This is a genomic window from Streptococcus oralis (assembly GCF_001578705.1).
GTDB classification, from domain to species: domain Bacteria; phylum Bacillota; class Bacilli; order Lactobacillales; family Streptococcaceae; genus Streptococcus; species Streptococcus oralis_J.
In genome coordinates this window covers 13445-36584 of record NZ_KQ969041.1, presented here as the reverse complement: position 1 = coordinate 36584, position 23140 = coordinate 13445, and the positions used below count along the sequence as shown (strand labels likewise).

Annotated in this window: 28 protein-coding genes; 1 reads left to right on the top strand and 27 read right to left on the bottom strand. The window is 41.5% G+C overall.

Features of this window, described 5'->3' with window-relative positions; all coding sequences use genetic code 11:
* Positions 1-23: 23 nt before the first annotated feature.
* The 5 genes from SORDD05_RS09565 to pbp2a form a co-directional block, all read right to left on the bottom strand.
* The gene (locus SORDD05_RS09565) at positions 24-497 is read right to left on the bottom strand and encodes a hypothetical protein (protein ID WP_001049381.1); all 474 of its coding nucleotides are present in this window, start codon (positions 495-497) and stop codon (positions 24-26) included.
* A gap of 119 nt (positions 498-616) precedes the next feature.
* Entirely contained in the window at positions 617-1153 is a 537-nt protein-coding gene (gene nusG, locus SORDD05_RS09560; protein ID WP_000376732.1) for a transcription termination/antitermination protein NusG, read from the bottom strand.
* Positions 1154-1206: 53 nt separating this feature from the next.
* Positions 1207-1383 (bottom strand): preprotein translocase subunit SecE, encoded by a 177-nt coding sequence (gene secE / locus SORDD05_RS09555; protein ID WP_000505776.1) that lies wholly within the window; start codon positions 1381-1383, stop codon positions 1207-1209.
* A 9-nt stretch (positions 1384-1392) separates the two neighbouring features.
* Entirely contained in the window at positions 1393-1545 is a 153-nt protein-coding gene (rpmG, locus tag SORDD05_RS09550) for a 50S ribosomal protein L33 (RefSeq protein WP_001809375.1), read from the bottom strand.
* Positions 1546-1597: 52 nt separating this feature from the next.
* Positions 1598-3793 (bottom strand): penicillin-binding protein PBP2A, encoded by a 2196-nt coding sequence (gene pbp2a, locus SORDD05_RS09545; protein ID WP_000762657.1) that lies wholly within the window; start codon positions 3791-3793, stop codon positions 1598-1600.
* An 86-nt stretch (positions 3794-3879) separates the two neighbouring features.
* Between pbp2a and SORDD05_RS09540 the strand changes: the two genes are divergently transcribed.
* Positions 3880-4755, top strand: a complete 876-nt coding sequence (locus tag SORDD05_RS09540; protein ID WP_155718873.1) for an RluA family pseudouridine synthase — start codon at positions 3880-3882, stop codon at positions 4753-4755.
* A 66-nt stretch (positions 4756-4821) separates the two neighbouring features.
* Here the strand turns inward: SORDD05_RS09540 and gap are convergent, their stop codons facing one another.
* The 22 genes from gap to tnpA all read right to left on the bottom strand — a co-directional run.
* Positions 4822-5832, bottom strand: coding sequence for a type I glyceraldehyde-3-phosphate dehydrogenase (gap, locus tag SORDD05_RS09535; RefSeq protein ID WP_000260669.1), 1011 nt, complete (start codon positions 5830-5832; stop codon positions 4822-4824).
* 293 nt (positions 5833-6125) lie between these two features.
* The gene (adhE, locus tag SORDD05_RS09530) at positions 6126-8777 is read right to left on the bottom strand and encodes a bifunctional acetaldehyde-CoA/alcohol dehydrogenase (protein WP_000763944.1); all 2652 of its coding nucleotides are present in this window, start codon (positions 8775-8777) and stop codon (positions 6126-6128) included.
* A gap of 295 nt (positions 8778-9072) precedes the next feature.
* Positions 9073-9486, bottom strand: coding sequence for an MORN repeat-containing protein (locus tag SORDD05_RS09525; RefSeq protein ID WP_061419471.1), 414 nt, complete (start codon positions 9484-9486; stop codon positions 9073-9075).
* The gene (locus tag SORDD05_RS09520) at positions 9473-9916 is read right to left on the bottom strand and encodes a low molecular weight protein-tyrosine-phosphatase (protein WP_038805740.1); all 444 of its coding nucleotides are present in this window, start codon (positions 9914-9916) and stop codon (positions 9473-9475) included. The genes SORDD05_RS09525 and SORDD05_RS09520 overlap by 14 nt, the downstream gene beginning before the upstream one ends.
* 47 nt (positions 9917-9963) lie before the next feature.
* Positions 9964-10284 carry a preprotein translocase subunit YajC gene (gene yajC / locus SORDD05_RS09515; RefSeq protein WP_025168961.1) on the bottom strand — a complete coding sequence of 107 codons (321 nt, stop codon included), beginning with the start codon at positions 10282-10284 and terminating at the stop codon, positions 9964-9966.
* 128 nt (positions 10285-10412) lie between these two features.
* Entirely contained in the window at positions 10413-12389 is a 1977-nt protein-coding gene (gene tkt, locus SORDD05_RS09510) for a transketolase (protein ID WP_061419468.1), read from the bottom strand.
* 118 nt (positions 12390-12507) lie between these two features.
* Positions 12508-13131 carry a hypothetical protein gene (locus SORDD05_RS09505; RefSeq protein ID WP_061419465.1) on the bottom strand — a complete coding sequence of 208 codons (624 nt, stop codon included), beginning with the start codon at positions 13129-13131 and terminating at the stop codon, positions 12508-12510.
* Between the two features lie 50 nt (positions 13132-13181).
* Positions 13182-14171, bottom strand: a complete 990-nt coding sequence (jag, locus tag SORDD05_RS09500; protein ID WP_061419462.1) for an RNA-binding cell elongation regulator Jag/EloR — start codon at positions 14169-14171, stop codon at positions 13182-13184.
* Positions 14172-14188: 17 nt separating this feature from the next.
* Positions 14189-15001, bottom strand: coding sequence for a YidC/Oxa1 family membrane protein insertase (locus SORDD05_RS09495; protein ID WP_081102486.1), 813 nt, complete (start codon positions 14999-15001; stop codon positions 14189-14191).
* Positions 14976-15347, bottom strand: coding sequence for a ribonuclease P protein component (gene rnpA, locus SORDD05_RS09490; RefSeq protein WP_061419459.1), 372 nt, complete (start codon positions 15345-15347; stop codon positions 14976-14978). Before rnpA ends, SORDD05_RS09495 begins: the two co-directional genes overlap by 26 nt.
* Before the next feature lie 159 nt (positions 15348-15506).
* Positions 15507-16697 carry an acetate kinase gene (locus SORDD05_RS09485; protein ID WP_061419457.1) on the bottom strand — a complete coding sequence of 397 codons (1191 nt, stop codon included), beginning with the start codon at positions 16695-16697 and terminating at the stop codon, positions 15507-15509.
* Positions 16698-16746: 49 nt separating this feature from the next.
* Complete coding sequence (locus tag SORDD05_RS09480; protein ID WP_061419454.1) at positions 16747-17700, bottom strand: class I SAM-dependent methyltransferase; 954 nt, start codon at positions 17698-17700, stop codon at positions 16747-16749.
* A gap of 57 nt (positions 17701-17757) precedes the next feature.
* Complete coding sequence (locus SORDD05_RS09475) at positions 17758-18348, bottom strand: class I SAM-dependent methyltransferase (protein WP_061419451.1); 591 nt, start codon at positions 18346-18348, stop codon at positions 17758-17760.
* 32 nt (positions 18349-18380) lie between these two features.
* Positions 18381-18794: a competence type IV pilus minor pilin ComGG gene (comGG, locus tag SORDD05_RS09470; RefSeq protein ID WP_061419447.1), complete on the bottom strand. Its 414-nt coding sequence runs from the start codon at positions 18792-18794 to the stop codon at positions 18381-18383.
* Complete coding sequence (gene comGF, locus SORDD05_RS09465) at positions 18772-19233, bottom strand: competence type IV pilus minor pilin ComGF (protein WP_061419443.1); 462 nt, start codon at positions 19231-19233, stop codon at positions 18772-18774. Before comGF ends, comGG begins: the two co-directional genes overlap by 23 nt.
* Positions 19196-19498 (bottom strand): competence type IV pilus minor pilin ComGE, encoded by a 303-nt coding sequence (gene comGE, locus SORDD05_RS09460; protein WP_081102485.1) that lies wholly within the window; start codon positions 19496-19498, stop codon positions 19196-19198. The genes comGF and comGE overlap by 38 nt, the downstream gene beginning before the upstream one ends.
* Positions 19461-19895, bottom strand: coding sequence for a competence type IV pilus minor pilin ComGD (comGD, locus tag SORDD05_RS09455; protein WP_061419437.1), 435 nt, complete (start codon positions 19893-19895; stop codon positions 19461-19463). The genes comGE and comGD overlap by 38 nt, the downstream gene beginning before the upstream one ends.
* Positions 19858-20181 carry a competence type IV pilus major pilin ComGC gene (comGC, locus tag SORDD05_RS09450; RefSeq protein WP_061419434.1) on the bottom strand — a complete coding sequence of 108 codons (324 nt, stop codon included), beginning with the start codon at positions 20179-20181 and terminating at the stop codon, positions 19858-19860. Before comGC ends, comGD begins: the two co-directional genes overlap by 38 nt.
* Before the next feature lies 1 nt (position 20182).
* Complete coding sequence (gene comGB, locus SORDD05_RS09445; RefSeq protein WP_081102484.1) at positions 20183-21199, bottom strand: competence type IV pilus assembly protein ComGB; 1017 nt, start codon at positions 21197-21199, stop codon at positions 20183-20185.
* Positions 21147-22088, bottom strand: a complete 942-nt coding sequence (comGA, locus tag SORDD05_RS09440; protein WP_061419431.1) for a competence type IV pilus ATPase ComGA — start codon at positions 22086-22088, stop codon at positions 21147-21149. Before comGA ends, comGB begins: the two co-directional genes overlap by 53 nt.
* A 68-nt stretch (positions 22089-22156) precedes the next feature.
* Complete coding sequence (locus SORDD05_RS09435; RefSeq protein ID WP_061419428.1) at positions 22157-22522, bottom strand: DUF1033 family protein; 366 nt, start codon at positions 22520-22522, stop codon at positions 22157-22159.
* A 248-nt stretch (positions 22523-22770) separates the two neighbouring features.
* On the bottom strand, positions 22771-23140 hold a 370-nt coding region (tnpA, locus tag SORDD05_RS09430; protein WP_061419425.1), incomplete at its 5' end, for an IS200/IS605 family transposase.

Genomic DNA, 23140 nt, shown 5'->3' with positions numbered 1-23140 from the left:
GGGATTTTTTGCCTATTTTCAGTTTATCTAAAATCACTCAATACCACTCTTAATTCTCCTAGAAGTGCCTTGCGTCCTTTGAAACATTCTCCTCCCATCAGACGTTCTAGTTGTTCTTGTTTTTCTTTCCCCTGACTTGCCTTGTAATTCTTTAGAAGCTCATGAAAGAGATAATAATCATCCAGTCTCAGTCCTTTTTCTCCTAGGCGATGGCTGATTTCACTCACCTCCTCATAAGGCTCTTTGTCGAAACGGCGCTTGTGACTTTCCTGTTTACGGATGTAGTCTAGGATGCGATTGCGGAATTTGGTTTTAAAGCACACATATAATCGGCGACGTTCACCAACTAGTAACTCTGGATGGTGACTGACCAGCTCATACAGGCACAGCATCCCCTCCTGGTCCCAGTCCTCTTTCTCCCACAGATGTAAATGGTATTCTTTGCGGCACTTATGGACAATCCCCTTGCTTTCTTCGTATAGTTCTTTCAGATTCATAGACCTCTCCTTTCTGCATTTAGTTTAACAAAATGCGCGAGCCCCTGAGTCTACTTTCTCTATTCTATACTTCTTCCTCCCTCAACAGCACATAAAAAGAGAGACAAGGTCTCTCTGGGTTATAATTCTGCAATTTGGTTGAGATTCACTTCTGCAATCGTGTCATTACCAAACATAGAGATAATCATCTTCACTTTGTTGTTATCAATTTCAGTAATTTTACCTGTATAGTCTGCAAAAGCGCCATCAATGATGCGGACTGTCTGGCCGACTTCAACGTCAATATCAAACTCTTGAACGGTTTGTCCCATAGAAACCAGAATATCACGGATTTCCTGTTCCAATAGCGGAGTTGGTTTTGATCTGTTACCGTGTGAGCCGACGAATCCTGTTACGTTAGGTGTGTTTCGAACGACGAACCATGCTTCATCTGTCATGACCATTTCTACAAGGACATAACCTGGAAAGCGATTCTCTTCAACTTCCTTTTTCTTTCCATTTTTCTCAACTTGCACGGTTTGTGTTGGAATCTCAACGCGTAGAATATTATCCAACATGTTATATGTTTGCGCACGTTGCAATAGATTTTCTTTTACCTTATTTTCATAGCCAGAATATGTTTGTAGAACAAACCATCCTTTGTCAAAACTATCCATGATATTTCCTTTCATAAATAGAAGAAAGCTAGCAGAAGTTCTCCGCTTTTCTTCTAAAAAATGTTAATAAATCGAATCAAACCTGAAACAATCAACTGGTCAAAAATGTAAATGATAACCACAAAGAAGGCTGTGTATTCCATAATTGAGCGAAAATCTCTCCAGCTTTCTTTGCGAGTCGGCCATGTTGTTTCTTTAAGAAGTTTAAAAATATCCTTAATAAAGCCCATCGTTCTCTCCTATCTCGTTTCTCTATGTGTCGTATATTTTCCACAATGTTTACAAAATTTATTTACTTCTAGTCGTGTTGGCTTGGGGTTCCCACTAATTTTAATCGAATAATTTCTTGAACCGCAAACTGCACAAGCTAGGCTTGCTTTTTTTAGTGCCATAACGCCTCCATCTTATCTATTATAACAAGAAACCTAGGCTTTGACAAGACTCTTAACGAAAGAGATTGACGAAAGAGTCCCAGATTGTCTGAGCTTTTTCTTTTATCTTTGCATTCGAAATCGCACGTCCCGCTTCGTCTACAAGATTTTGAGCACGACTACGAATATCTCCTAGCGGATCCTCGGACTGGTTTGTCTCATTTTCAATAGCTTGTTTTTTAGTATTTTCTGGCGCAATGCCATTCTGCTTATAGGCATTCTCAACTGTAAAAGTGCTACCTGGAGTGTAAGGCAAAATGGTATTAGCCATACTTCTAAAGACATGGGCTGCTCCATTGGAGGTCGACCCTGCTAGATAATGATTCTCATCTGTTGTTGGGAAGCCGAGCCAGTGGCTGATTATAACATCCGGAGTATAACCAATCACCCACTGGTCACTAGTATATACTGAATTAAAAGCAGCCTCAGTAGTACCTGTCTTTCCAGCCATGACATAATCTGCTGGCGACGAACTAATTCCTGTACCATTTGTAAAAGTACCCAACATCATACTGGTCATTTTATCAGCTACTGACTTATCTAGCACGCGTTTTTGAGAGTTTGCATGACTCTTGATGACTTGCCCACTGGCATTTTCAATACGAGTAATAAAATGGGCTTCAGGCATCAGACCTTCATTAGCAAAGGCTGCATAGGCTTGCGCCATCTGGAGAGGATTCGTCTCCACACCTCCACCAAGAGCAACTCCAAGAACTCGGTCAACTTTTTCCATATTCAGGCCAAATCTCTCCCCAGCGTCAAAAGCTTTGTCAATACCTAATTCATTTACAGTCGCAACAGCTGGTAGGTTGAGTGATTCTGCCAAGGCCTGATACATAGGTACTTCTGGAGATGTCTTAATACCTGCATAGTTGTCTACTTGATAACTGTTGTACTGCATGGTATGGTTGTCCAGTTGCTTGTTCAGAGCCCATCCGGCTTCCACAGCTGGAGTATAAACCACTAAAGGTTTGATAGTTGAACCCGGGCTACGCTTAGACTGAGTAGCATAGTTGAAATTACGGAATCCTGATTTGTCATCACCAGCTACGCGACCGACAACTCCACGCACCCCACCTGTTTTAGGCTCTAGAGCAACACTACCTGATTCAGCATGCGTTCCGTCTTCTGCCGTTGGAAATAGCGAAGTGTTTTCATAAATAACCTGCATGTTTGCTTGATAGTTTTGGTCAAGTTCCGTATAGATTCGATAGCCGTTGTTGACAATCTCTTCTTCTGTTAGATTGTACTTGGATACTGCTTCGTTGACTACTGCGTCAAAATAAGATGGGTAACGATAATCAGAGATCTTTCCCTCATACTTATCTTGCAGTTGAGAAGCCATATCTACTCCAGCCGCTTCGGTCTCTTGATTTTTATCAATATAGCCCGCTGCAACCATATTTTGCAAAACAGTGTCCCTACGGTTGGTCGAAGTCTCAACAGAATTTAATGGATTATACAATTCTGGTCCCTTGAGCATCCCTGCTAGAGTGGCCGCCTGATCAAGCGATAGTTGTGAAGCCGGTACACCGAAATATTTCTTACTTGCATCTTCAACACCCCATACCCCATTTCCAAAGTAGGCGTTATTGAGGTACATAGTAAGGATTTGCTCCTTGCTGTATTTCTTTGTCAACTCTAATGCGAGGAAAAACTCCTTGGCCTTCCGTTCAACGGTTTGGTCCTGAGACAAATAGGCATTTTTTGCCAACTGTTGAGTGATGGTAGAACCGCCTCCAGAACGACCTGCTGTGACAATAGCTAAGAAGAAACGACCATAGTTAATCCCGTCATTTTTATAGAAGGAACGATCCTCTGTCGCAACGACAGCATTCTGCAAGTCTTTGCTGATATCTGTCAACTCAACATAGGTTCCCTTTTGACCTGATAGGGCTCCTGCCTCTTTTTCTTCGCGGTCAAAAATCAGAGTTCGCGTTTTCAGGGCATTTTGCAAGTCATTGACATTGGTAGACTTGGCTATCGCAAATAGGTAGGTTCCTACTAGCAAACCAGCACTTAACCCTAAAATGATGACAATCTTTGTCAGATGATAACGGCGCCAAAATTTCCGAATTGGGCCTACTTGGGACAATTTTTTTCTATCGCTCCGTGAACGACGCATGCTAGTCGAATCAGATCCCGCTGATTCATTCGTTTCTTTTTTAAAGAGAGAAAGAAACTTCTCTAATAATTTATCTAATTTCATGCGTTTATTTTATCATCTTCACCATGGGAACTCAAGAATTTAGCTACTCCCTATCCAAATAGGGCTTTTTTTGTTACAATATCTGTATGCAATTCACATTTACATTACCCGAATCCTTGCCTCAAATGACGGTCAAACATTTTCTAGAGGAGCAACTCCTCATCCCTAGAAAAATCCGCCATTTTTTGAGAATAAAGAAGAATATCTTAATTAATCACGAAGAAGTTCACTGGAACGAGATGGTCAAACCAGGGGATGTTTGCCAGTTGACTTTCGACGAGGAAGATTATCCCAAAAAGGAAATTCTTTGGGGCAATCCAAACCTCGTTCAAGAAGTTTATCAAGACCAACATCTCATTATCGTCAACAAACCCGAGGGCATGAAAACCCACGGTAACCAGCCAAACGAAATCGCCCTTCTCAATCATGTCAGCGCCTACGTCGGCCAAACTTGTTATGTCGTTCATCGCCTTGATATGGAAACAAGCGGTTTAGTACTTTTCACTAAAAATCCTTTTATCCTCCCCATTCTCAATCGTTTGTTGGAGAAAAAGGAAATCGCTCGTGAGTACTGGGCACTTATAGAAGGGCGAGTAGAGAGTAAAGAACTTGTCTTTCGAGATAAAATTGGTCGTGATCGACACGATCGTAGAAAAAGAATAGTTGATGCAAAAAATGGACAATATGCTGAAACACATATCAGTCGATTAAAGCAATTCCCAAACAAGACTTCTCTGGTTCGTTGCAAACTAAAGACCGGCCGAACGCATCAGATTCGTGTTCACCTTTCTCATCACAAGCATCCTATCATGGGCGATCCTCTCTATAACTCTGGTTCAAAAGCAAGCAGACTCATGCTCCATGCCTTCCGACTATCCTTTACCCATCCACTCACCTTCGAAAAATTGAGTTTTACTGCCCTCTCGGATACTTTTGAAACAGAATTAAAACAAAATGGATGACATTATCATCCATTTTTCTATACAAAAAAGCAAGACCAGAAGGCCTTGCTTTTATCGACTCAAGAATTATTTAGCGATTTTTGCGAAGTATTCAAGAGTACGTACAAGTTGTGCAGTGTATGACATTTCGTTATCGTACCATGATACAACTTTAACCAATTGTTTACCGTCAACGTCAAGAACTTTAGTTTGAGTTGCGTCAAACAATGAACCGTAAGACATACCTACGATATCTGAAGATACGATTGGATCTTCTGTGTAACCGTATGATTCGTTAGCTGCTGCTTTCATAGCTGCGTTTACTTCATCAACAGTAACGTTCTTTTCAAGAACTGCTACCAATTCAGTAACTGATCCAGTTGGAGTTGGAACGCGTTGTGCAGATCCGTCAAGTTTACCGTTCAATTCTGGGATTACAAGACCGATAGCTTTAGCAGCACCAGTTGAGTTAGGAACGATGTTTGCAGCACCAGCACGAGCACGGCGAAGGTCACCACCACGGTGTGGTCCGTCAAGGATCATTTGGTCACCAGTGTAAGCGTGGATAGTTGTCATCAATCCTTCTACAACACCGAAGTTGTCTTGAAGAGCTTTAGCCATTGGAGCCAAGCAGTTTGTAGTACATGAAGCACCTGAGATAACTGTTTCAGTACCGTCAAGAACGTCGTGGTTAGTGTTGAATACAACTGTTTTAACATCGTTTCCACCAGGAGCAGTGATAACAACTTTTTTAGCTCCGCCAGCGTGCAAGTGTTTTTCAGCCGCTGCTTTCTTAGCAAAGAAACCAGTTGCTTCAAGAACGATTTCTACACCGTCAGTAGCCCAGTCGATTTGTTCTGGATCACGTTCAGCAGAAACACGGATGAATTTACCGTTAACTTCAAATCCACCTTCTTTAACTTCTACAGTACCGTCGAAACGACCTTGAGTTGTGTCGTATTTCAACAAGTGTGCAAGCATAACTGGATCTGTAAGGTCGTTGATGCGAGTAACTTCAACACCTTCTACGTTTTGGATGCGGCGGAAAGCAAGACGACCGATACGTCCGAAACCGTTAATACCAACTTTAACTACCATTAGTGATTTCCTCCTTATGAAAATCCTGAAAATTTTATTGTGAAAAGAGTAACTTGAATCACTACAAATCACCTTTCAACATTATTATTATATAACTATTTAAGTAGAATTGCAAGTACGGGCGTTGTTTTTCTCTCTTGCTTTTCTACTTTTCAATCCCCTTCATTCACCCAAGCTTTTATTTCTAAGACCTTCTATCCTATCCGCATAATCTTCTCATAGTTCAACTCTAACTTCAGAAATAGGACTATGAAAAGAGACAGGATTTCTCCTGTCTCTAGGCTGATAAACGATTATTTACGACGTCCTGGACGTTCTGCATAACCATAGTAAGCATCTGCCATGATTTCTTCCATGTCAGCTACCATTGGCAAGCGTGGGTTAGCAGGTGAACATTGGTCTTCATAAGCAAGCAATGCAATTTCATGCAAGCTGTCTTTCCAAGCTTTTTCATCGATTCCAAAGCCTTTGAAGTTCATTGTAATTCCGACTGCTTCACCAAGATCGTAAACTGCTTTGGCATAAGCTTCAACCGCTTCTTCTGGAGTTGAGTGAGGCAATCCAAGCATTTTCGCGATGTCTTGGAATTTCTCATCAGCTTTCCAGTAGTTGTACTTAGGCCATGTAGTTGTCTTAGATGGGCGAGTACCGTTGTAACGGATAACGTATGGAAGCAAGATTGCGTTTGTACGTCCGTGAACAGTATGGTGAACACCACCAATCTTGTGGGCCATTGAGTGGCTCATACCAAGGAAGGCATTGGCGAAGGCCATACCAGCCATTGTAGACGCATTATGCATTTTCTCACGAGCTTCTGGATCAGCTGTCTTAACTGATTTTTCCAACCATTCAAAGACAAGTTTGATTGTTTGAAGCGCAATACCGTCTGTGTAGTCGTTGGCAAAGTTTGAAGTGTAGGCTTCAGTCGCGTGAGTCAAGACGTCCATACCTGTGTCAGCTGCGATGAAGTCTGGAACTGATTCAACCAAAGCAGGGTCAACAATCGCAATCGTTGGTGTCAATGAGTAGTCAGCCAATGGGTATTTGCGGTTGTTTTTCTTATCAGAGATAACGGCAAATGGTGTTACTTCTGAACCTGTACCTGAAGTTGTTGGGATACCGATGTACTTCGCTTTCTTACCAAGTGATGGGAAGCGGAAGGCACGTTTACGGATATCCATGAATTTTTGAACCAAGTCACGGAAGTCGATTTCTGGTTGTTCGTAGAAGAGCCACATTACTTTGGCCGCGTCCATTGGAGAACCACCACCAAGAGCGATGATTGTATCTGGTTCAAATGCTTTCATCACTTCAGCACCACGTTCTACAGTTGTGATGTCTGGATCTGGTTCAACATCTGAGAATACTTGGATAGTTACACGGTTGCTACGTGCGTTCAATTGATCGATAACACGTTGAACAAAGCCAAGTTTTTCGATCGATTTGTCTGTAACAATCATAACGCGTTCAATATCTTCACATGTTTGAAGGTATTGGATAGAATTGCGTTCGAAGTAAATTTTTGAAGGAACTTTAAACCACTGCATATTATTTCTACGTTTCCCTACTTTCTTGATGTTTAGAAGGTTGATCGCACTCACATTATCACCGACTGAGTTGTGTCCATATGAACCACATCCAAGTGTCAATGATGGAATGAAGGCATTGTATACGTCACCGATACCACCGAAAGTAGATGGAGAGTTCCAGATAATACGCATTGCTTTGATTTCTGTACCAAAGCGTTTAGCAAGAGCTTCGTCTTTTGTATGGATGGCTGCTGAGTGACCAAGTCCGTTAAACTCAACCATTTGACGAGCTTTTGTAAGACCGTCTTCTGTATCTTCAGCTTTTAGGACAGCGATAACTGGTGACAATTTTTCACGAGTCAATGGTTCTTTTGGTCCTACTTCTGCACATTCTGCAGCCAAGATATTTGTTCCTTCTGGAACGCTGAATCCTGCTTGTTCAGCAATCCATGCTGCTGGTTTACCAACGATGTTTGCATTTAGTTTAGCACCTGCACAGTTTTTGCTGTTAGCTTTCACACCGAAACAGAATTCTTCAAGAAGGGCTTTTTCTTTTTTGTTTACAAAGTAAGTGTGGTATGATTTGAATTCTTCTACAAATTCGTCATAGACTTCTTTATCAATGATAACCGCTTGCTCTGATGCACAGACCATACCATTGTCAAATGATTTAGACATGACGATATCATGAGCAGCTTGACGGAGGTCAGCAGATTTTTCTACATAAGCAGGAACGTTTCCGGCACCTACCCCAAGAGCTGGTTTCCCACATGAGTAAGCCGCCTTAACCATAGCATTACCACCAGTTGCAAGGATAGTTGCAACACCTTCGTGGTTCATAAGCGCTCCAGTTGCTTCCATAGATGGTTCTGTAATCCATTGAACACAGTTTTCAGGTGCTCCAGCTGCGATAGCTGCATCACGAACGATTTGTGCTGCGTGAGCAGAAGATTCTTGAGCTGATGGGTGGAAAGCGAAAACGATTGGGTTGCGTGTCTTCAAAGCAATCAATGATTTGAAAATCGCTGTTGAAGTTGGGTTCGTTGTTGGAGTGACACCACATACTACTCCAACAGGCTCTGCAATTTTAGTCAAGCCAGTAACAGGGTCATCTTCAATAACACCGACAGTTTTAACACCACGCATATTATTCACAACGTGCTCACAGGCAAAAAGGTTTTTTGTAGCCTTGTCTTCAAATACACCACGACCAGTTTCTTCAACTGCATGTTGAGCAAGAATTCCGTGCGCATCAAGAGCTGCAACTGAAGCTTTCGCTACGATGTAATCAACCTGTTCTTGATTCAACTTGCGCATTTCATCAAGCGCAACCAAGGCTTTTTTCACTAACCCGTCGACATGCTTTTCAGCAGCGAGTTGTTTTTCCTCAGGTGTTAACGTTTTTTTATCAGCCATATTGTCCTCCATAGTCTTCAAGGATTTAATCCTTTGTTAATTTTTTCACAATTTTATTATAACTCTTTTTCAAGACTTTGTAAACCGTTTCATAAGCATTTCACAAAGAAATTTTCTAAGATTGTGATTTTTTTCTCAATATATCTATACAATAGAGTTTTGTCTGGACGATTGTGAAATTATGGAAAAAATTTTTTTATTTCACAAAGTTTTTCTAGTCAATAGTTATTTATCGAATTCAAAAACAGAAAGCGCTTTCTTTCCAGTTTTGAAAAATAGTCTCCTAACTTGGAGACTACTGTTTTTGCTGAAAAACGCCTTGTTTAAAGGTTCCTTCATAAACGACTTCTTGCTCTGTAGTCAACTTCCCTTGACCTTCAGCCTGGCCATTTACAAAATCACCTTCGTATTTCCAGCCATCTTTTGATTGGAAAGTTCCTTTCCCATTAAAGGCTCCATTATTGAAATCACCTGTATATTGGTCTCCATTTTCAAAGGTCAGGGTTCCTTGACCATTCATTTTCCCTCGTACCAAGGTGCCATCATAAACAAGAGCTCCACCATCAAGTGTCAGGACACCCTTTTTAGGCGTATTTAGCAGAAATACCGAAAGAGCACAGAGTACCATTACAACTACTGCAACGAGCTCTAACCTAGGACGAGTTAGGTAAACTCTATACTTCTCATAAAATTGTTTAAGCTTTTCCATTGTCACTCTCATTTTCTAATCGATCTAGCCAGCTTTGACACCCACTTGTAATACGAGAATAGGTTTCCTCAAAATCTCCTGTATACCAAGGATCTGGGACACTTTCAGATGCAAAAGAGTAAATTTTGTACTGTAGTTCCTGAGGACACATGTGACGCAGATCTGAAACGTTTGAAGCATCCATACCGATAATGTAATCAAACGATTCAAAGTCCTCTCTGCCAATCTGAAGCGATGTTTTATCTTTATCATACGGGATCTGATATTGCTGGAAAATTCCTTGCGTTCCCTTATGAATCGGATTGCCATGTTCCCATGATGACGTTGCCCGACTCTCGACGTGGTAATCGCTCGTCATGGACTTCATCACAAACTCTGCCATGGGGCTACGACAGATATTTCCTAGGCAAACAAATACTATTTTTTTCATCCCTTTTCCTCTCATCTCATAGAAAAACGGGAGTGACAGGTCCCGTTTTATTCTTCGATTGCTCCGCCTTCGTCAACAACTGTTCCTTCTGGTGTCACAGCTTCTTTGAGTGGCAAAACGGTCTTAATTGCAGCCAATTCAAAAGTCAAATAAACGCCATCTACATCCAGTACGATTGTACCTTTCTCAGTATCTACTTCATCCACTGTTCCATAAAGCCCACCAATTGTAATGACTTCATATCCTTTTTGAAGCTTATTCAAGCTTTCCATACGCTTTTGTGCTTGTTTCTTTTGAGAACGTTGCATAAAGAACATCAAGGCAAACATACCTACAAGCATGATCACAAATGTTAAATTTGGACTAATATTTTCCATAGTATTTTCTCCTTTGTATTTTACATAGGACTACTATATCAAATTTCAGCTACTTTTACAAGATTGTGCCTTGTTTTTATGGTTATAAAAAATCAGAGTTTTCACTCTGATTTTTGTGATTATTTCAAGTTTTGAACGACTTTGACTAGATTTTCAACTGTAAATCCGTACTCTGCCAATACTTTTGGTGCTGGAGCAGATGCTCCGAAGGTATCAATACCGAGAACGGCACCATCAAGACCAACATACTTGTACCAGTTTTGAGTTGCACCCATTTCGACTGCAACACGACGGCGAACTGCATTTGGAAGGATTTCTTCCTTGTAAGCTGCATCTTGTGCGTCAAAGACATCTGTTGATGGCATGCTAACTACACGGACTTTTGCACCTTGGCTAGCCAATTCTTTGGCAGCTGCGACAGCCAAATTCACCTCTGAACCAGTTGCAATCAAGATCGTATCAAAGTCCGCTGCATTTTCATAGACAACATAGGCACCTTTTGCCACTTTGTCAAAGTCTGTCCCTTCTTCAACAGTCAAGTTTTGACGTGTCAAGACAAGGGCAGTTGGTGTTTTCTCACTTGTCACTGCAAGGTACCAAGCTGCTTGAGTTTCACGCGCATCTGCTGGGCGGAAAACATTGAGATTTGGCATAGCACGAAGACCTGCTAAGTGTTCAACTGGTTCGTGAGTTGGACCATCTTCCCCAACTGCGATTGAATCGTGGGTAAAGACATAAGTCACAGGAAGTCCTTGCAAGGCTGACAAGCGGACAGCTGCTTTCACATAGTCAGAGAAGACGAAGAAAGTACCACCATAAACACGAAGTCCACCATGAAGAGCCATTCCGTTCAAGATGGTTCCCATGGCAAATTCACGAACACCAAACTGAATGTTGCGGTTCAAGCGATTGGCATCGTCTTGAAGTCCATCAGTATTGATATAAGTCATGTTTGAGTGAGCGAGGTCAGCTGACCCACCTAGGAAGGTTGGTAGCTTAGCTGCTACAACATTCAAGGCATCCTGACTCGAGTTACGAGTTGCTTGAGAAAATCCATTTTCTAAGGCTGGGAAGTCTGCTGGAGTCACCTCAACTGGGTCACGGCCGTCGATGATGGCTTCTACTTCTGCAGCCAGTTCTGGATGAGCCTCTTTATAGTCAGTAACTAATTTAGTCCAAGCTTGATAAGCTGATGCGCCACGGTCTGCTACATTTTCCTTGAAATCAGCATATACTTGCTCTGGAATTTCAAATGGCTCGTAGTCCCAACCAAGGGCTTGGCGAGTAGCCGCAGTTTCATCTGCCCCAAGAGGAGCACCGTGTACCGCATTGGTTCCTTGTTTATTTGGAGAACCGTATCCAATAACCGTCTTCACTTCAATCAAAGATGGTTTGCCTGAAGCTTTAGCTGCTTCGATAGCAGCATGGATTGCTTCCAAGTCTGTTCCATCTTCAACCAAGGCTGTATGCCAACCGTAGGCATTGTAACGGTCACGAACACTTTCAGTAAAGGAATCCTTTGTTTCACCATCCAAGTTGATATCATTTGAATCATAAAGAACAACCAACTTGTCTAGTTTTTGCAAGCCTGCGTATGAAGCCGCCTCACTTGAGACACCTTCCATCAAGTCTCCGTCTCCACAGATCACATAAGTGTAGTGATCAAAGAGATTGTAGCCTTCACGATTGTATTTTACTGCTAGGAAACGTTCTGCTTGGGCAAAACCTGTGGCAGTAGAAATCCCTTGTCCTAGAGGACCTGTTGTAGCATCAACCCCTGCTGTATGCCCAAATTCTGGGTGACCTGGTGTTTTGGAACCCCATTGACGGAAGTTCTTGACCTCATCCATGCTGACATCTTCAAAACCAGAAAGGTGAAGAAGGGCATAAAGAAGCATTGAACCATGGCCTGCTGAAAGAATAAAACGATCACGGTTAATCCAGTTTGGTTGTGCTGGATTGATGCGAAGTTGTTTTGTAAAGAGGCTATAAGCCATCGGAGCTGCTCCCATAACCACCCCTGGGTGACCTGAGTTGGCTTTATTGATAGCGTCAATTCCTAGGAAACGAATTGCATTAACAGATAGATTTGACATAGAATTTCCTTTCTCTTTGAGGTGATCAATAAATCACACATCCTATTTTTCTATTATATGAAAAAATGCATAGAATAGCAATAAAACAACTTGAGCTCCTCTAGTACATTTGATTTGTCTATCCTCTCGTCACCTCATAGTAAGGAAGTAGGAGAGTATAAGCGTCTTCTAGCTTCTCCAATATTGCTTCTACTGACTGATTTTCAATGAAGGAGACATCTGCCTTGACCAAAACTTTACGAATTTCCTGATTTTGCACTTTCTCTCGTAAGGTACGACGATTTTTTTCTGTGCCCTCTATTCTATAACTTTGACCATCGGTGTAAGCTAAATAATACATTCCTTCAACTACTGGAATCTCTAAAATTTTGGATTGCTTGTCTAAAGTCTGTTCGTCTTTCTTACGTTCGATGAAACTGACTTCCAAAGAAATCCCATAATTAGCAGGTGTTCCATACAAACGAAGAGCCATCATAGGTTCTGTCACTTGTCCGTCTCTCTGTAGATAGGCCCAGAAATGCGGTCGCAAGCGTTGCGCTTGGTTCATCCACTGACTAGTCTGTTGCAGTTGCCATTCTGGATGACTAGCTTGAAAGGTTTTGGCCAATTCTGTAAAAGACTTTCGAGCCTCTTGACCTTTTTGCCGCAAGGTCAACATCTTTTCTCTTTCATCGCCAGCTTTATCTGGATGACGATATTGGATACCTGCATAAGATAGATAGTTCTTGATTGCTTCCATCATCTGTTTCTTCTCCCTTTTCTAACAAAAAATCAGGACAAGCCTGATTTTGTTTATTCCGTATCTACGACAACATAGCGATTTGGCTCGTCACCTTCAGAATAACTCGTCACGCCATCCATGCGTGAAATAATGCGATGGATAATCTTGCGTTCGCTATTTGACATTGGATCAGTTTGTTGGCTACGTCCTTCTTCTAAAACGCGAGTCGCCAATTTTTGTGCATAGGTTTGCAACACTTCTGCACGGTGTTCAACGTAATCATTGACATTGATTGTGATATAAAAAGTTCTTGAATAACGATTGTAGAGGTAGTTTTGCGCCAAAAGCTGAAGTGCTTTCAATACTTTCCCGTGATAGCCGATAATACGACCAGGTTCATTGGTATCAATTTGAAGATTGATAGTGCGACGATTGTAGTCGCTTGAAATCGTCCCTTCAACATCCATATCGTCCACAATGGTTTGAACATAGTTAGCCACTTGAGTTGCTACTTGTTCGATGTCATAACTCGGCTCCACTTTCAAACCTAGATCTTCCAAAGACTGGCTTTCTACCGATTCTGACATAGATACAAATTCTTCACACTTTGCTGGGTCTTCCACTCCAGTATCTCCGGTCTGCAATTCATTTAAAATCGCGATGTGACCTGTTTCTTCTAAGATCGTGCTAGCATGTTTCTCATTTTTCAAGATTTCAGCCTTGATTTCATCAGAAACACCCTGACCTTCCTCTTCTATTTTTTTAATCGCCTCAACAACATGACCAAGATCAACTGTAGCCTCTGTTACTGTCTTAACAGGTTCATTTTGTTCATTGATTTCTTTCGGAACACCTTTTACAGCTTGTTGATTGGCCTTAATCACAGTCGTCTCACTAATCGCCTCAATATCAACTTGAGCTGGTTTTTTCCCAAATAAGCCTAAAAAACCTTTCTTCTCTTTGGACACGACCTTGATGTGAGTCTTCATTCTCGGAATACCTAACTCTTTCAATCCTTTCTGGATTGCTTCTTCAACAGTTGAACCTGTAAATAATACCATTATCAGATTCCTCCTTATTATTTCGTTTTCTGAGCCTTTTTCTTGGCTTTTCTTTTTCTATTTTCCAAATCTTTTTTAGCTTGTACTTCCGCCTCACGCGCTGCAATAATCTTAAAAGGATTATTTAAGAAGTAGGTTTGCAAAACTTGATAAGCATTGGATACTGCCCAGTACAAGGCTACACCACTAGGTGAAGAGATGGCAAAGATAAAGATCAGTACAGGCATCCCGTACATCATCCCTGTCATAGCTCCACTTCTTTCAGGTAAAGCCTTATTCGATAACCAACTACTTAAGAAGGTAAAGACTGCCGCTAAAATCGGAAGGATAAAGCTTGTGTCTACTCCCCCAAGGTTCACCCACAAAAAATGCCCTGTTTTCAAAAAGTCTACTCGAGTCAAGGCTTGGAAGAGAGCCAAGAGAACCGGCATTTGAATCAAAATCGGCCAGAGAGAAGAGGAGTGTTTGACCCCTAATTCTTTATAGACCTTCCGCATCTCCTGATCCAGCTTGGTTCTACTTTCCATATCACGACCTGGATATTGTTCTTGCAGAGCCTTGATCCGTGGTTGAGCCTCTTGCATTTTTCTAGAGGCCACCATCTGAGTCTGAAAGACTGGTAATAGAATCGTACGAATCAGGATCGTAAAGAGGATAATCCCCACTCCGATACTAATGTCAAAGGACAAGAAGCGGATGATTTCAGCAAAAAAATAGACAAATTTACTCCATATATCTGTAGAATCTGCTGCAACATCGCTCGTCCCACAGGCTGTCATGATAAATAAGGACAAGCCCAGCAAACTAATCAACTGTAGTTTCTTTTTCACTCCTAATTCCTTCCCGGTAAATCTTTGATAACTTTAATACGTGGAGTAGATTTTTCTCCATTTCTGCATAATCCAAGCCTTCAACCCCTTTTCGAGCAATTACGACAAAATCAACGTTATCAGCTAACTGCTCCCTTACACTTAGCAAAATGTGTCGAATCCGTCTTTTAATTTGATTTCTAGTGACTGCATTCCCTAATTTCTTACTGACGGACAGCCCTACTCGAAAATGACTTTTCTGATTCTCCAATTGGTAGACAACAAATTTTCGATTGGCAAAACTTGTTCCATCCGTGAAAATAGCCTTAAAATCTTTCTCTTTTTTTACACGAAAGCTTTTCTTCAAAACTCAACTCCATCTATTAAATTACTACTATTATACCATAAATTTCAAAAAAGCCAATAATGACAAGGTTTTAGACTGTTTTAACAACAAAAAGTTGGGAAAATTTATCTCCCAACTCCTTTTTATTGTATCTTATCTTGTAATTTTATTCAGTTCATCTTACTTTTTCAAGCGTTCAACATCACGAGCGATAACCAATTCTTCATCAGTCGGGATGACTAAGACACGAACTTTAGCCGCATCAGTTGAAATATCTCCTGTAGCGCCAAAGACATTCTTTTCAGGATCCACATCACAGCCAAACCAAGAAATGCCTTCAATAACCATCTGACGAATTGTTACAGAATTTTCTCCAATTCCAGCTGTAAAGATAATGGCATCTGCACCGTTCAAAACTGCCAAATACTGACCAATATACTTTTGGATACGATCCACAAAAATCTCATTTGCCAGCTGCGCTTTCTCGTCACCTGTACGCATAGCTTCGTGAATATCACGCATATCGCTTGATCTCTCAGAAACACCCAAAAGTCCTGACTCACGATTAAGAATACGACTGATATCCTCTGGTGTATTGAAGTCATCTGTATGTTGCATTAGATAGGGGATAATTGCTGGATCAATATCACCTGTACGAGTCCCCATCATAATACCACCAAGTGGAGTGAAGCCCATGGATGTATCAACAGACTGACCGCCTTTGACTGCTGTAATAGAACCACCATTTCCAATATGACAAGTAATCAATTTCAATTCTTCTAGGGGGCGACCTAAAATTTTAGCTGCTTCTCCTGCTACAAACTGATGACTTGTCCCGTGGGCTCCATACTTGCGAACTTTATTTTCAGTGTAGTATTTGTTTGGAAGAGGGTAGCGATATGCTTTCTCTGGCATGGTTGTGTGGAATGAAGTATCAAAAACAACAACGCTGGTAATATCTGGAAGCAATTCCTTAAATGCGCGAATTCCTGCTGCGTTGGCTGGGTTGTGAAGAGGAGCCAAAAGTCCCAACTCTTCAACCTTTTCCAAAACATCTCCCTCTACCAAGGTTGACTCTTTGAAATATTCACCACCAGCCACGACACGGTGCCCGACACCAGTAATTTCATCATAACCTTTGATGATGTCAAAACGAATCAAATCATCCAACAAGATTTTAACCGCTTGTGTGTGGTCGTCAATATCAAGAATTTGTTGTTCAGAACGTCCGTCAAATTTTACAGTTGAAATAGAGTCCTTCAAACCGATGCGTTCAATCAATCCTTTCGCCAATACTACTTCTTCTGGCATTTGATAGAGTTGCCATTTCAAACTTGAGCTTCCTGCATTGATTGCAATTGTTTTTGTCATAAGATGATACCCCTTTTAAGCGTTTTCATCCATTATAACAAATTCTTGCTTAATTTTCAGTACCTTGACTCCATTTTTGAAAATTTTCTTTAAATTTCATTAGTGCAGCTGGATCTTGCAAACTTTCTAGCGGATAGATAAACGGAACCAACTCCTTTTCAGCTTTCTTTTGTAAAACAAAGATTGTCTTGGCTTGGCTAGCATGAGAAAATAGTGTCTCTGGCAAGCTAATCATCGCAACTAAGCTCGCTTCCTCTTTAAGCCATCCTTTTAATAAGTCACTTTGAGGACTGGTCAATAAATCACTCGGAGCCAGAAAAATAGCATAGCCATCTGACTTGAGATACTTGAGACCTTGCTCCATCAGCAAATGATGGGCATAGGTATGTTCTCGGCTAGAAGCCACTTGATAGCGTGAAGCGATTGCATCGTCTGGGTAATAACCAACAGGCAAGTCGCTGATGACCACGTCGCTTTCTTTAAGCATTTGCGGACGAACGGCATCGCCTTGAACAAATCCAGCCTGTAAACCAATCACATCTGCCATACTAGCTGCCAAATCAATCAGCAAATCATCCACTTCGATTCCCAAGTAATCCACTTTTTTAGCAAGAGAAGTCAAGAAGGTAGCGCCCAGAATCCCCATGCCAGAACCTATTTCGAGGATGCTAATTTCCTCTTTATGAAGCAACTCTTCCACAATAAGTACCAAGAGGAGGGCAATGGCATCCGGCGTAAACTGGTGATTGGCCTGCAAAGGCTCAGTTTGGCCTGCCTTCATCAAGAGAAACTGATAGGTCTTGAGCCACTCTTCCTTGCGAAGCGCTAAGCGCTTAAGGGCTTGATTGTTTTCCTTGACCTGCTTTAGCTCAGTCTCGCCATCCAGATAGATGCTGTTTTGCTCTACCAAGGCATCATAAAAGTTGGTCGCCAAATCACTTTGGATGACTTGGACATTCTCTAGTAAATACGTATAAGCTTGTTCAATTTTTTCAAAATCCATGTTCCTATTTTATCAAATTTCCCCTATTTTTTCCATCTGAAGAAAAAAATCACTGCTTTAGTCAGCGAGTGATTTTTGGGCTACAGTTAAAAAGAGCTCTGCGTAATTTCCTAGGAAAAGACCTTCAGCACTATAAAGAATCTGACTGCCAATGCTCGAAAAACCAAACTGGGCGAGCTTGTTTTCCAGTTCAGTCAGCTCAAAGCCGTGGTGGTTGGTATCTGTCTTGACAAAATCAGCAATGAGGACCTGTCCATTCTCCCTAAGGTGATGGTAGAACATGGCAAGAGTCGCATCTAGATCAGGCATATGATGAAGAACTCGACTGACTACAATCAGGTCAAATTGTTGCTCCAAGGGATTTGCCAGTAAATCTTGCTCCAAAAACTGGATATTCTTGATGTCTTGCTGATTTGCTTTCAAACGGGCTTGCTCCAGCATTTTCTCCGAAATGCCTACAAGGGTAACCGACCTGGCCTGCTTGGCTAGAGGCAAGGCTAATAGGCCTGTCCCACCACCGAAATCCAGTATTTCCTTGTCTGATAGAAGAGCAATCTGTTTTTCAACTGCTTGACAAACCAAGTTTGCAAGAAAGATGTTTTTGGGCGAATCAAAGGTTTCTGCTTTGTGATTAAAATCATGTTTCATGCTTTTAGTTTAACACAAAGTAGTTGAATTGACTAGGAATTATCTTTCTTTTCAGGCTTCTCTTCTGATTTTTTCTTCTCTGCTTGATTGCTTGAATCAGTCGCTACCTCTTCCTTTTTAGCTGTTTTCTTTTCTTGGGTTTTCATCGGAGGAAAGAGAAATTCATAGTCTCCCTTATTCATACGAACACTTGTTTCAAAACCTGTTTTCGTATTTTGATACCTGACTTTTCCTAAGTTGAAGGCTCGTTCTCCACTTTCTTGCTCAGCCTTATCCTTACTTCGCTTGGCCATGGCAAAAGCTACCAACTTTTCTTTGTTTAGGGCAAAGTCTTTGTGATGGGCGACTTGCCGATTCAAATAAAACTGCAACAAAAGACTAAAGATAGCTGCCATGGTGACTGCATATAGGAGAACACCTGCCTTAACTTTTTGATTTTTCAACACGATAGATAAACTCTCTTTCTAAGCCTTTTTGAAACTGGAAATGAAAGCTAACCAAGTGATTTGCCTCTGTAATCTGAGCGGATTTAAGTCCATAAACCATAGGCTGATAGCCCCGGCCGCTGCTATCGGTCTTCCGAAAATCATCTAATTTAGACTTGCCTATCGAGATATCCTTACCATCCTGTTTCATGTAGATGCGATTGCCTTCCACCTTTTCAAACTGCGAACGCTCTAACTCCGCCTCCAGTTGATCCACAAACAAGAGCCACTCCTTTTGCTCGCTTTGTTGCTGGTAACGAACTTCTGAAATGAGGAGCTGACTCATAGCTTGAAAGAGGAGCAAGCCTCCGCTAATGACGATAAGGGCAATCAGAGATTCTAAAAGAGTGAACGCTCTTACCTTACTGCTCTTTAAGGTCGAGCAACTTCTCTGAACCATGGTAGACCTCCAATCCTTTTTCATTAAAATACACCTGGATCTCCACTCCATTTACCTTTACCTGATTTTGACCTGTTTGCAGAGCCATCTTAGCCACACGTAAGACTTCCTCTTTTTGTAAGACTTCTGCCTCTTCTTGTCTATTTTTCTGAATTTGTCCCAAGAGGAGGGTCGCAATGCTGGCAAAAACGGCTAGAGCAACTACCGCTTCCAGTAAAATCACTGCCCTAATTTTTTGTTTCCTTAATGCGTTTAATTTTTCCATTTCCTAGATATAATTGATAGCGAATCGCTCCTTTGCTAGTCTGAAATTCAACCTTAGCTAGAGAGGAATTGCCCCCAGCTCGGTCAAAATGAATCGTTTGCCCTGATGGTCCCTGAATTCCTTTAGGAACGGTTAATTTTTGACTGTCATTGCTGATCGTCTGTTCATCTAAATTCAAGCTGGTCTTTTGCTGACTAGCAACACTGCGTTTTTGCGTTTCCCGATAGAGTTCTTCAAACTCCATAAAGAAAATCTGCTCCTCCACCGCTGCAAAACTGGACTGAACTGAGCTGGACAAGCCCAAGGCAAGGATACTCACAAGTCCCAAAACCAAGAGACTTTCAAACATAGTAAAGGCCTTAATCTGCAACCGTTTGACTTGTTTTTTGTTTTGCATGGTAGTCTTTATAAGCTTTGGCTTGCTCAGCTGTGATACGACCGTCCGCTTGTAGTTTTCTAAGACTAGCATCTTCATTCTTGTCCAAACTATAGAGTTCTGCCTGACTTTCCACCACCTTAACAACAGCAGCTTTTCCTTTGTCATTCACTGCATCCTTTTGCTTGGTCAAATTGGGCACAAAGAGCAAGAGAAGAACACTGATAATTAAAAGGACCACCAGCATCTCCACGAGAGTAAAAGCTTTCGCCTTGGCTCTTTTCAAATTTGTCATAAGTTTTTTCATTTTAAAAATTTACCTCCATATTTTGATACATGGGCATGAGCATTGCCGCATAAAGTAAAACGATAATCAGGGCCACAAAGATAAAGACCAGTGGCTGCACCAAATTCATGGTGCGGTTGACTCGGGTAAAAAAGGCTTCCCAAGTCTTTTCTGCATAGATTTCCAACTCACTCCCCAGCTTGGACTTGACTTCTCCATACTCGATGATGAGACTCAACTCCTTTTTAAAGAAAGGATAGGTCGCTATGGTTTGAGAAAATTCGCGACCATTTTGCAGGGCTTGAGCTAAATCTTGACCGATTTCTTTAAAGAGCTGGGAGCCTTGTTCCTGCATGATCTGAAAAATCTGCGTCAGCTCCATCCCCTGCGAAATCATATTGCCCCATTCACGCGCGTAATAAGCTGTCAGATAGGTCTGGACAAAGATTCCCAGAAAGGGAATCCGTGCCAATATCGAGAAGACCCGCATCTTGGAACTTCTTTTGTAAAAAGTGAGAGCTAAAAGTAGAGACAGAGAGCAAACCAACACTAGTCCCAGAAAAATTTGTGGCAGATTGCCAATGATTTGGGTGGCGATATTGCTACTGTCCAGTTGAGGCAGCAAGTAGTTTCTCAACCCCAGCATGATTAGCAGGAGAAATCCCAGCAAAATCAAAGGATAAGTCGCCACTTCGATTAACTTTTTCTTGACCTTGGCCAGATTATCCAGATATTCTTCTATCTTTTCCAAACTCAGGTGAAGATTCCCATGCACTTCAGCTAGAGACAATTGGGTCACGATGGCACTTGAAAAACCCAAGTTGTCCATCATTTCTGAGAAGGATTTTCCTTGAGACAAGCCTTGGTGCATCTGGGCCACATAGTCCTTTTCCAGCAGGGCACTTCTGCCCAAGAAAGAAATAATTTCCACCAAATGAAAGCCGCTGGAGAAGAGATTGTTAAACAGGGTGATGATTTTCTTCTGCTTAGCTGTAGCTAATTTTTTCCGTTTCAGCCTGAAGACTTGTGATATGTCCATCTTTAAGAAGCTGATCAATCTGCTCATTCCAGCTAGTTGGTTGGTGTTCTTGATAGTTTTGGTTTGCAAAGTCAACGATTCCTCCTCCCCCGATTAATCTCTGGTAGCAGACGCCTTGCAGGACAACTGCTAGTTCCTCCTCCGTCACACCCAACTCCAGAAGGCGTTCATAAACACCTCGGATACTCTTGGCATGAATGGTTGAAAAGACTGTCGCACCTGTCAAACTGGCTCTGACCACTGCACGCGCTGTTTCGCTATCCCGAATTTCACCGATAATCAAGAGGTCAGGACGATGTCGGAGAGACAGTTTGATGAGATTTTCATAGGTCAAGCCAATCGCCTCATTCAACTGTAACTGGAGCATGTCTTCCTGCTTGATCTCGACAGGATCTTCAATAGACATAACTTGTTGTCCCTTAAAAAGAGACTGGGCTAATTCGTGCATCAGAGTCGTCTTGCCACTTCCGACTGGACCTGCAAAGAGATAGAGTCCCCGTTGCCTGTACTGCTCACCCAGTTCGTTCATATCCTGAAACCAGAAATGCAGATCCTGCTCCTCATCGTGTAACAAACGAATGACCAAACTCTCATGTCCCCGATAATCTCCCACGGTGGACAAACGCAGTGAAGAAACCTTTTCGTCATACTGATAATCACAAGAACCCAGCTGACTGCGACGCTTTTCTCCTACATTCATCCCAGCCACAAACTTGAAATGACTAATCACAGCAGCTAAAACATCAAACTCATAGGAGTCAACTAGACACCGTTCGTCTCCAACCCGCATGTGAAGCTCATAGGACTTTTCCTTGGGGATAAAATAGATATCCTGAGCCTTTTTTTCTTTCGCAGTCGCAATAATTTTCTGTGCAATTTCTTGAACCATACTTACCTCCTCACCTATACTATTCGAAAAAATTGGAAAAAATAAAAAGCAACTTAAAAAGTTACTTTTTATCTCAATTTCATGCGGCAAGAACGGTGTTTTTCTTGACCTGTTTGTTTTTCATAACCTGGACGTAGCTTTTCATCAGGGATGACTTGCCCATCCTGTAAAAGAGCCAAAGAATGATACTGCTGCAAATACTCATCACACTCATCACACCAGCGTTGGTCAGCAGGATCCCAAAAAATAGTCATCAAATCGCTCCGACTCTTATAAAGAGGATTCTTCTTTTCCAGCTCAAACCAGCATAATTTATAATATTTTAGAGCATCATAGTACTTGTTAAAAGAGCGACTCATAATGACATCTTCTTCCCAACCTTCTATGAACCACCACGGTTCAAAATCCCCATACATTTCTATAACACGATACATTTTCACTACTTCCTTTGTACCGTATATTATAACGAATTTTCTAGAACAATGAAAGGATTTTGCTTCATTATAGAACAATCCTCTAGCTTTCTGAAGATACCTCTAAATCATAACCACCCGTCTAACGGGTGGTTTGCACCAGGGCTATAAGCCCAAATTACCAGCCAGCGCCTAAAGACGCTGGCTTTCACGTTGTTCAAGCCTCATTGCTCTTGACTCGTCACTTGCCTCTTAAAGAGACTTTGGTACTACTTACCACTATCCCTAAAGGGATCCTCATATTCTTTTACACTTAATTTATCTAATGCTATATCATGTTTTTCCTGTTCTTGGATATATTTCCTAATTGTGGTTTCATTAAGTCCTACTGTACTCACGTAGTAACCTTCTGCCCAAAAATGCCGGTTCCCAAACTTATACTTGAGGTTGGCGTGTTTGTCAAACATCATGAGTGCACTTTTGCCTTTTAAATAACCCATGAAACTTGAAACACTTATCCTTGGTGAAATACTTACTAACATATGTACATGATCAGGCATTAAGTGTCCTTCGATAATCTCAACACCTTTATAACTACATAATCGGTGGAATATTTCTCCCAAACTACTTCGATATTGA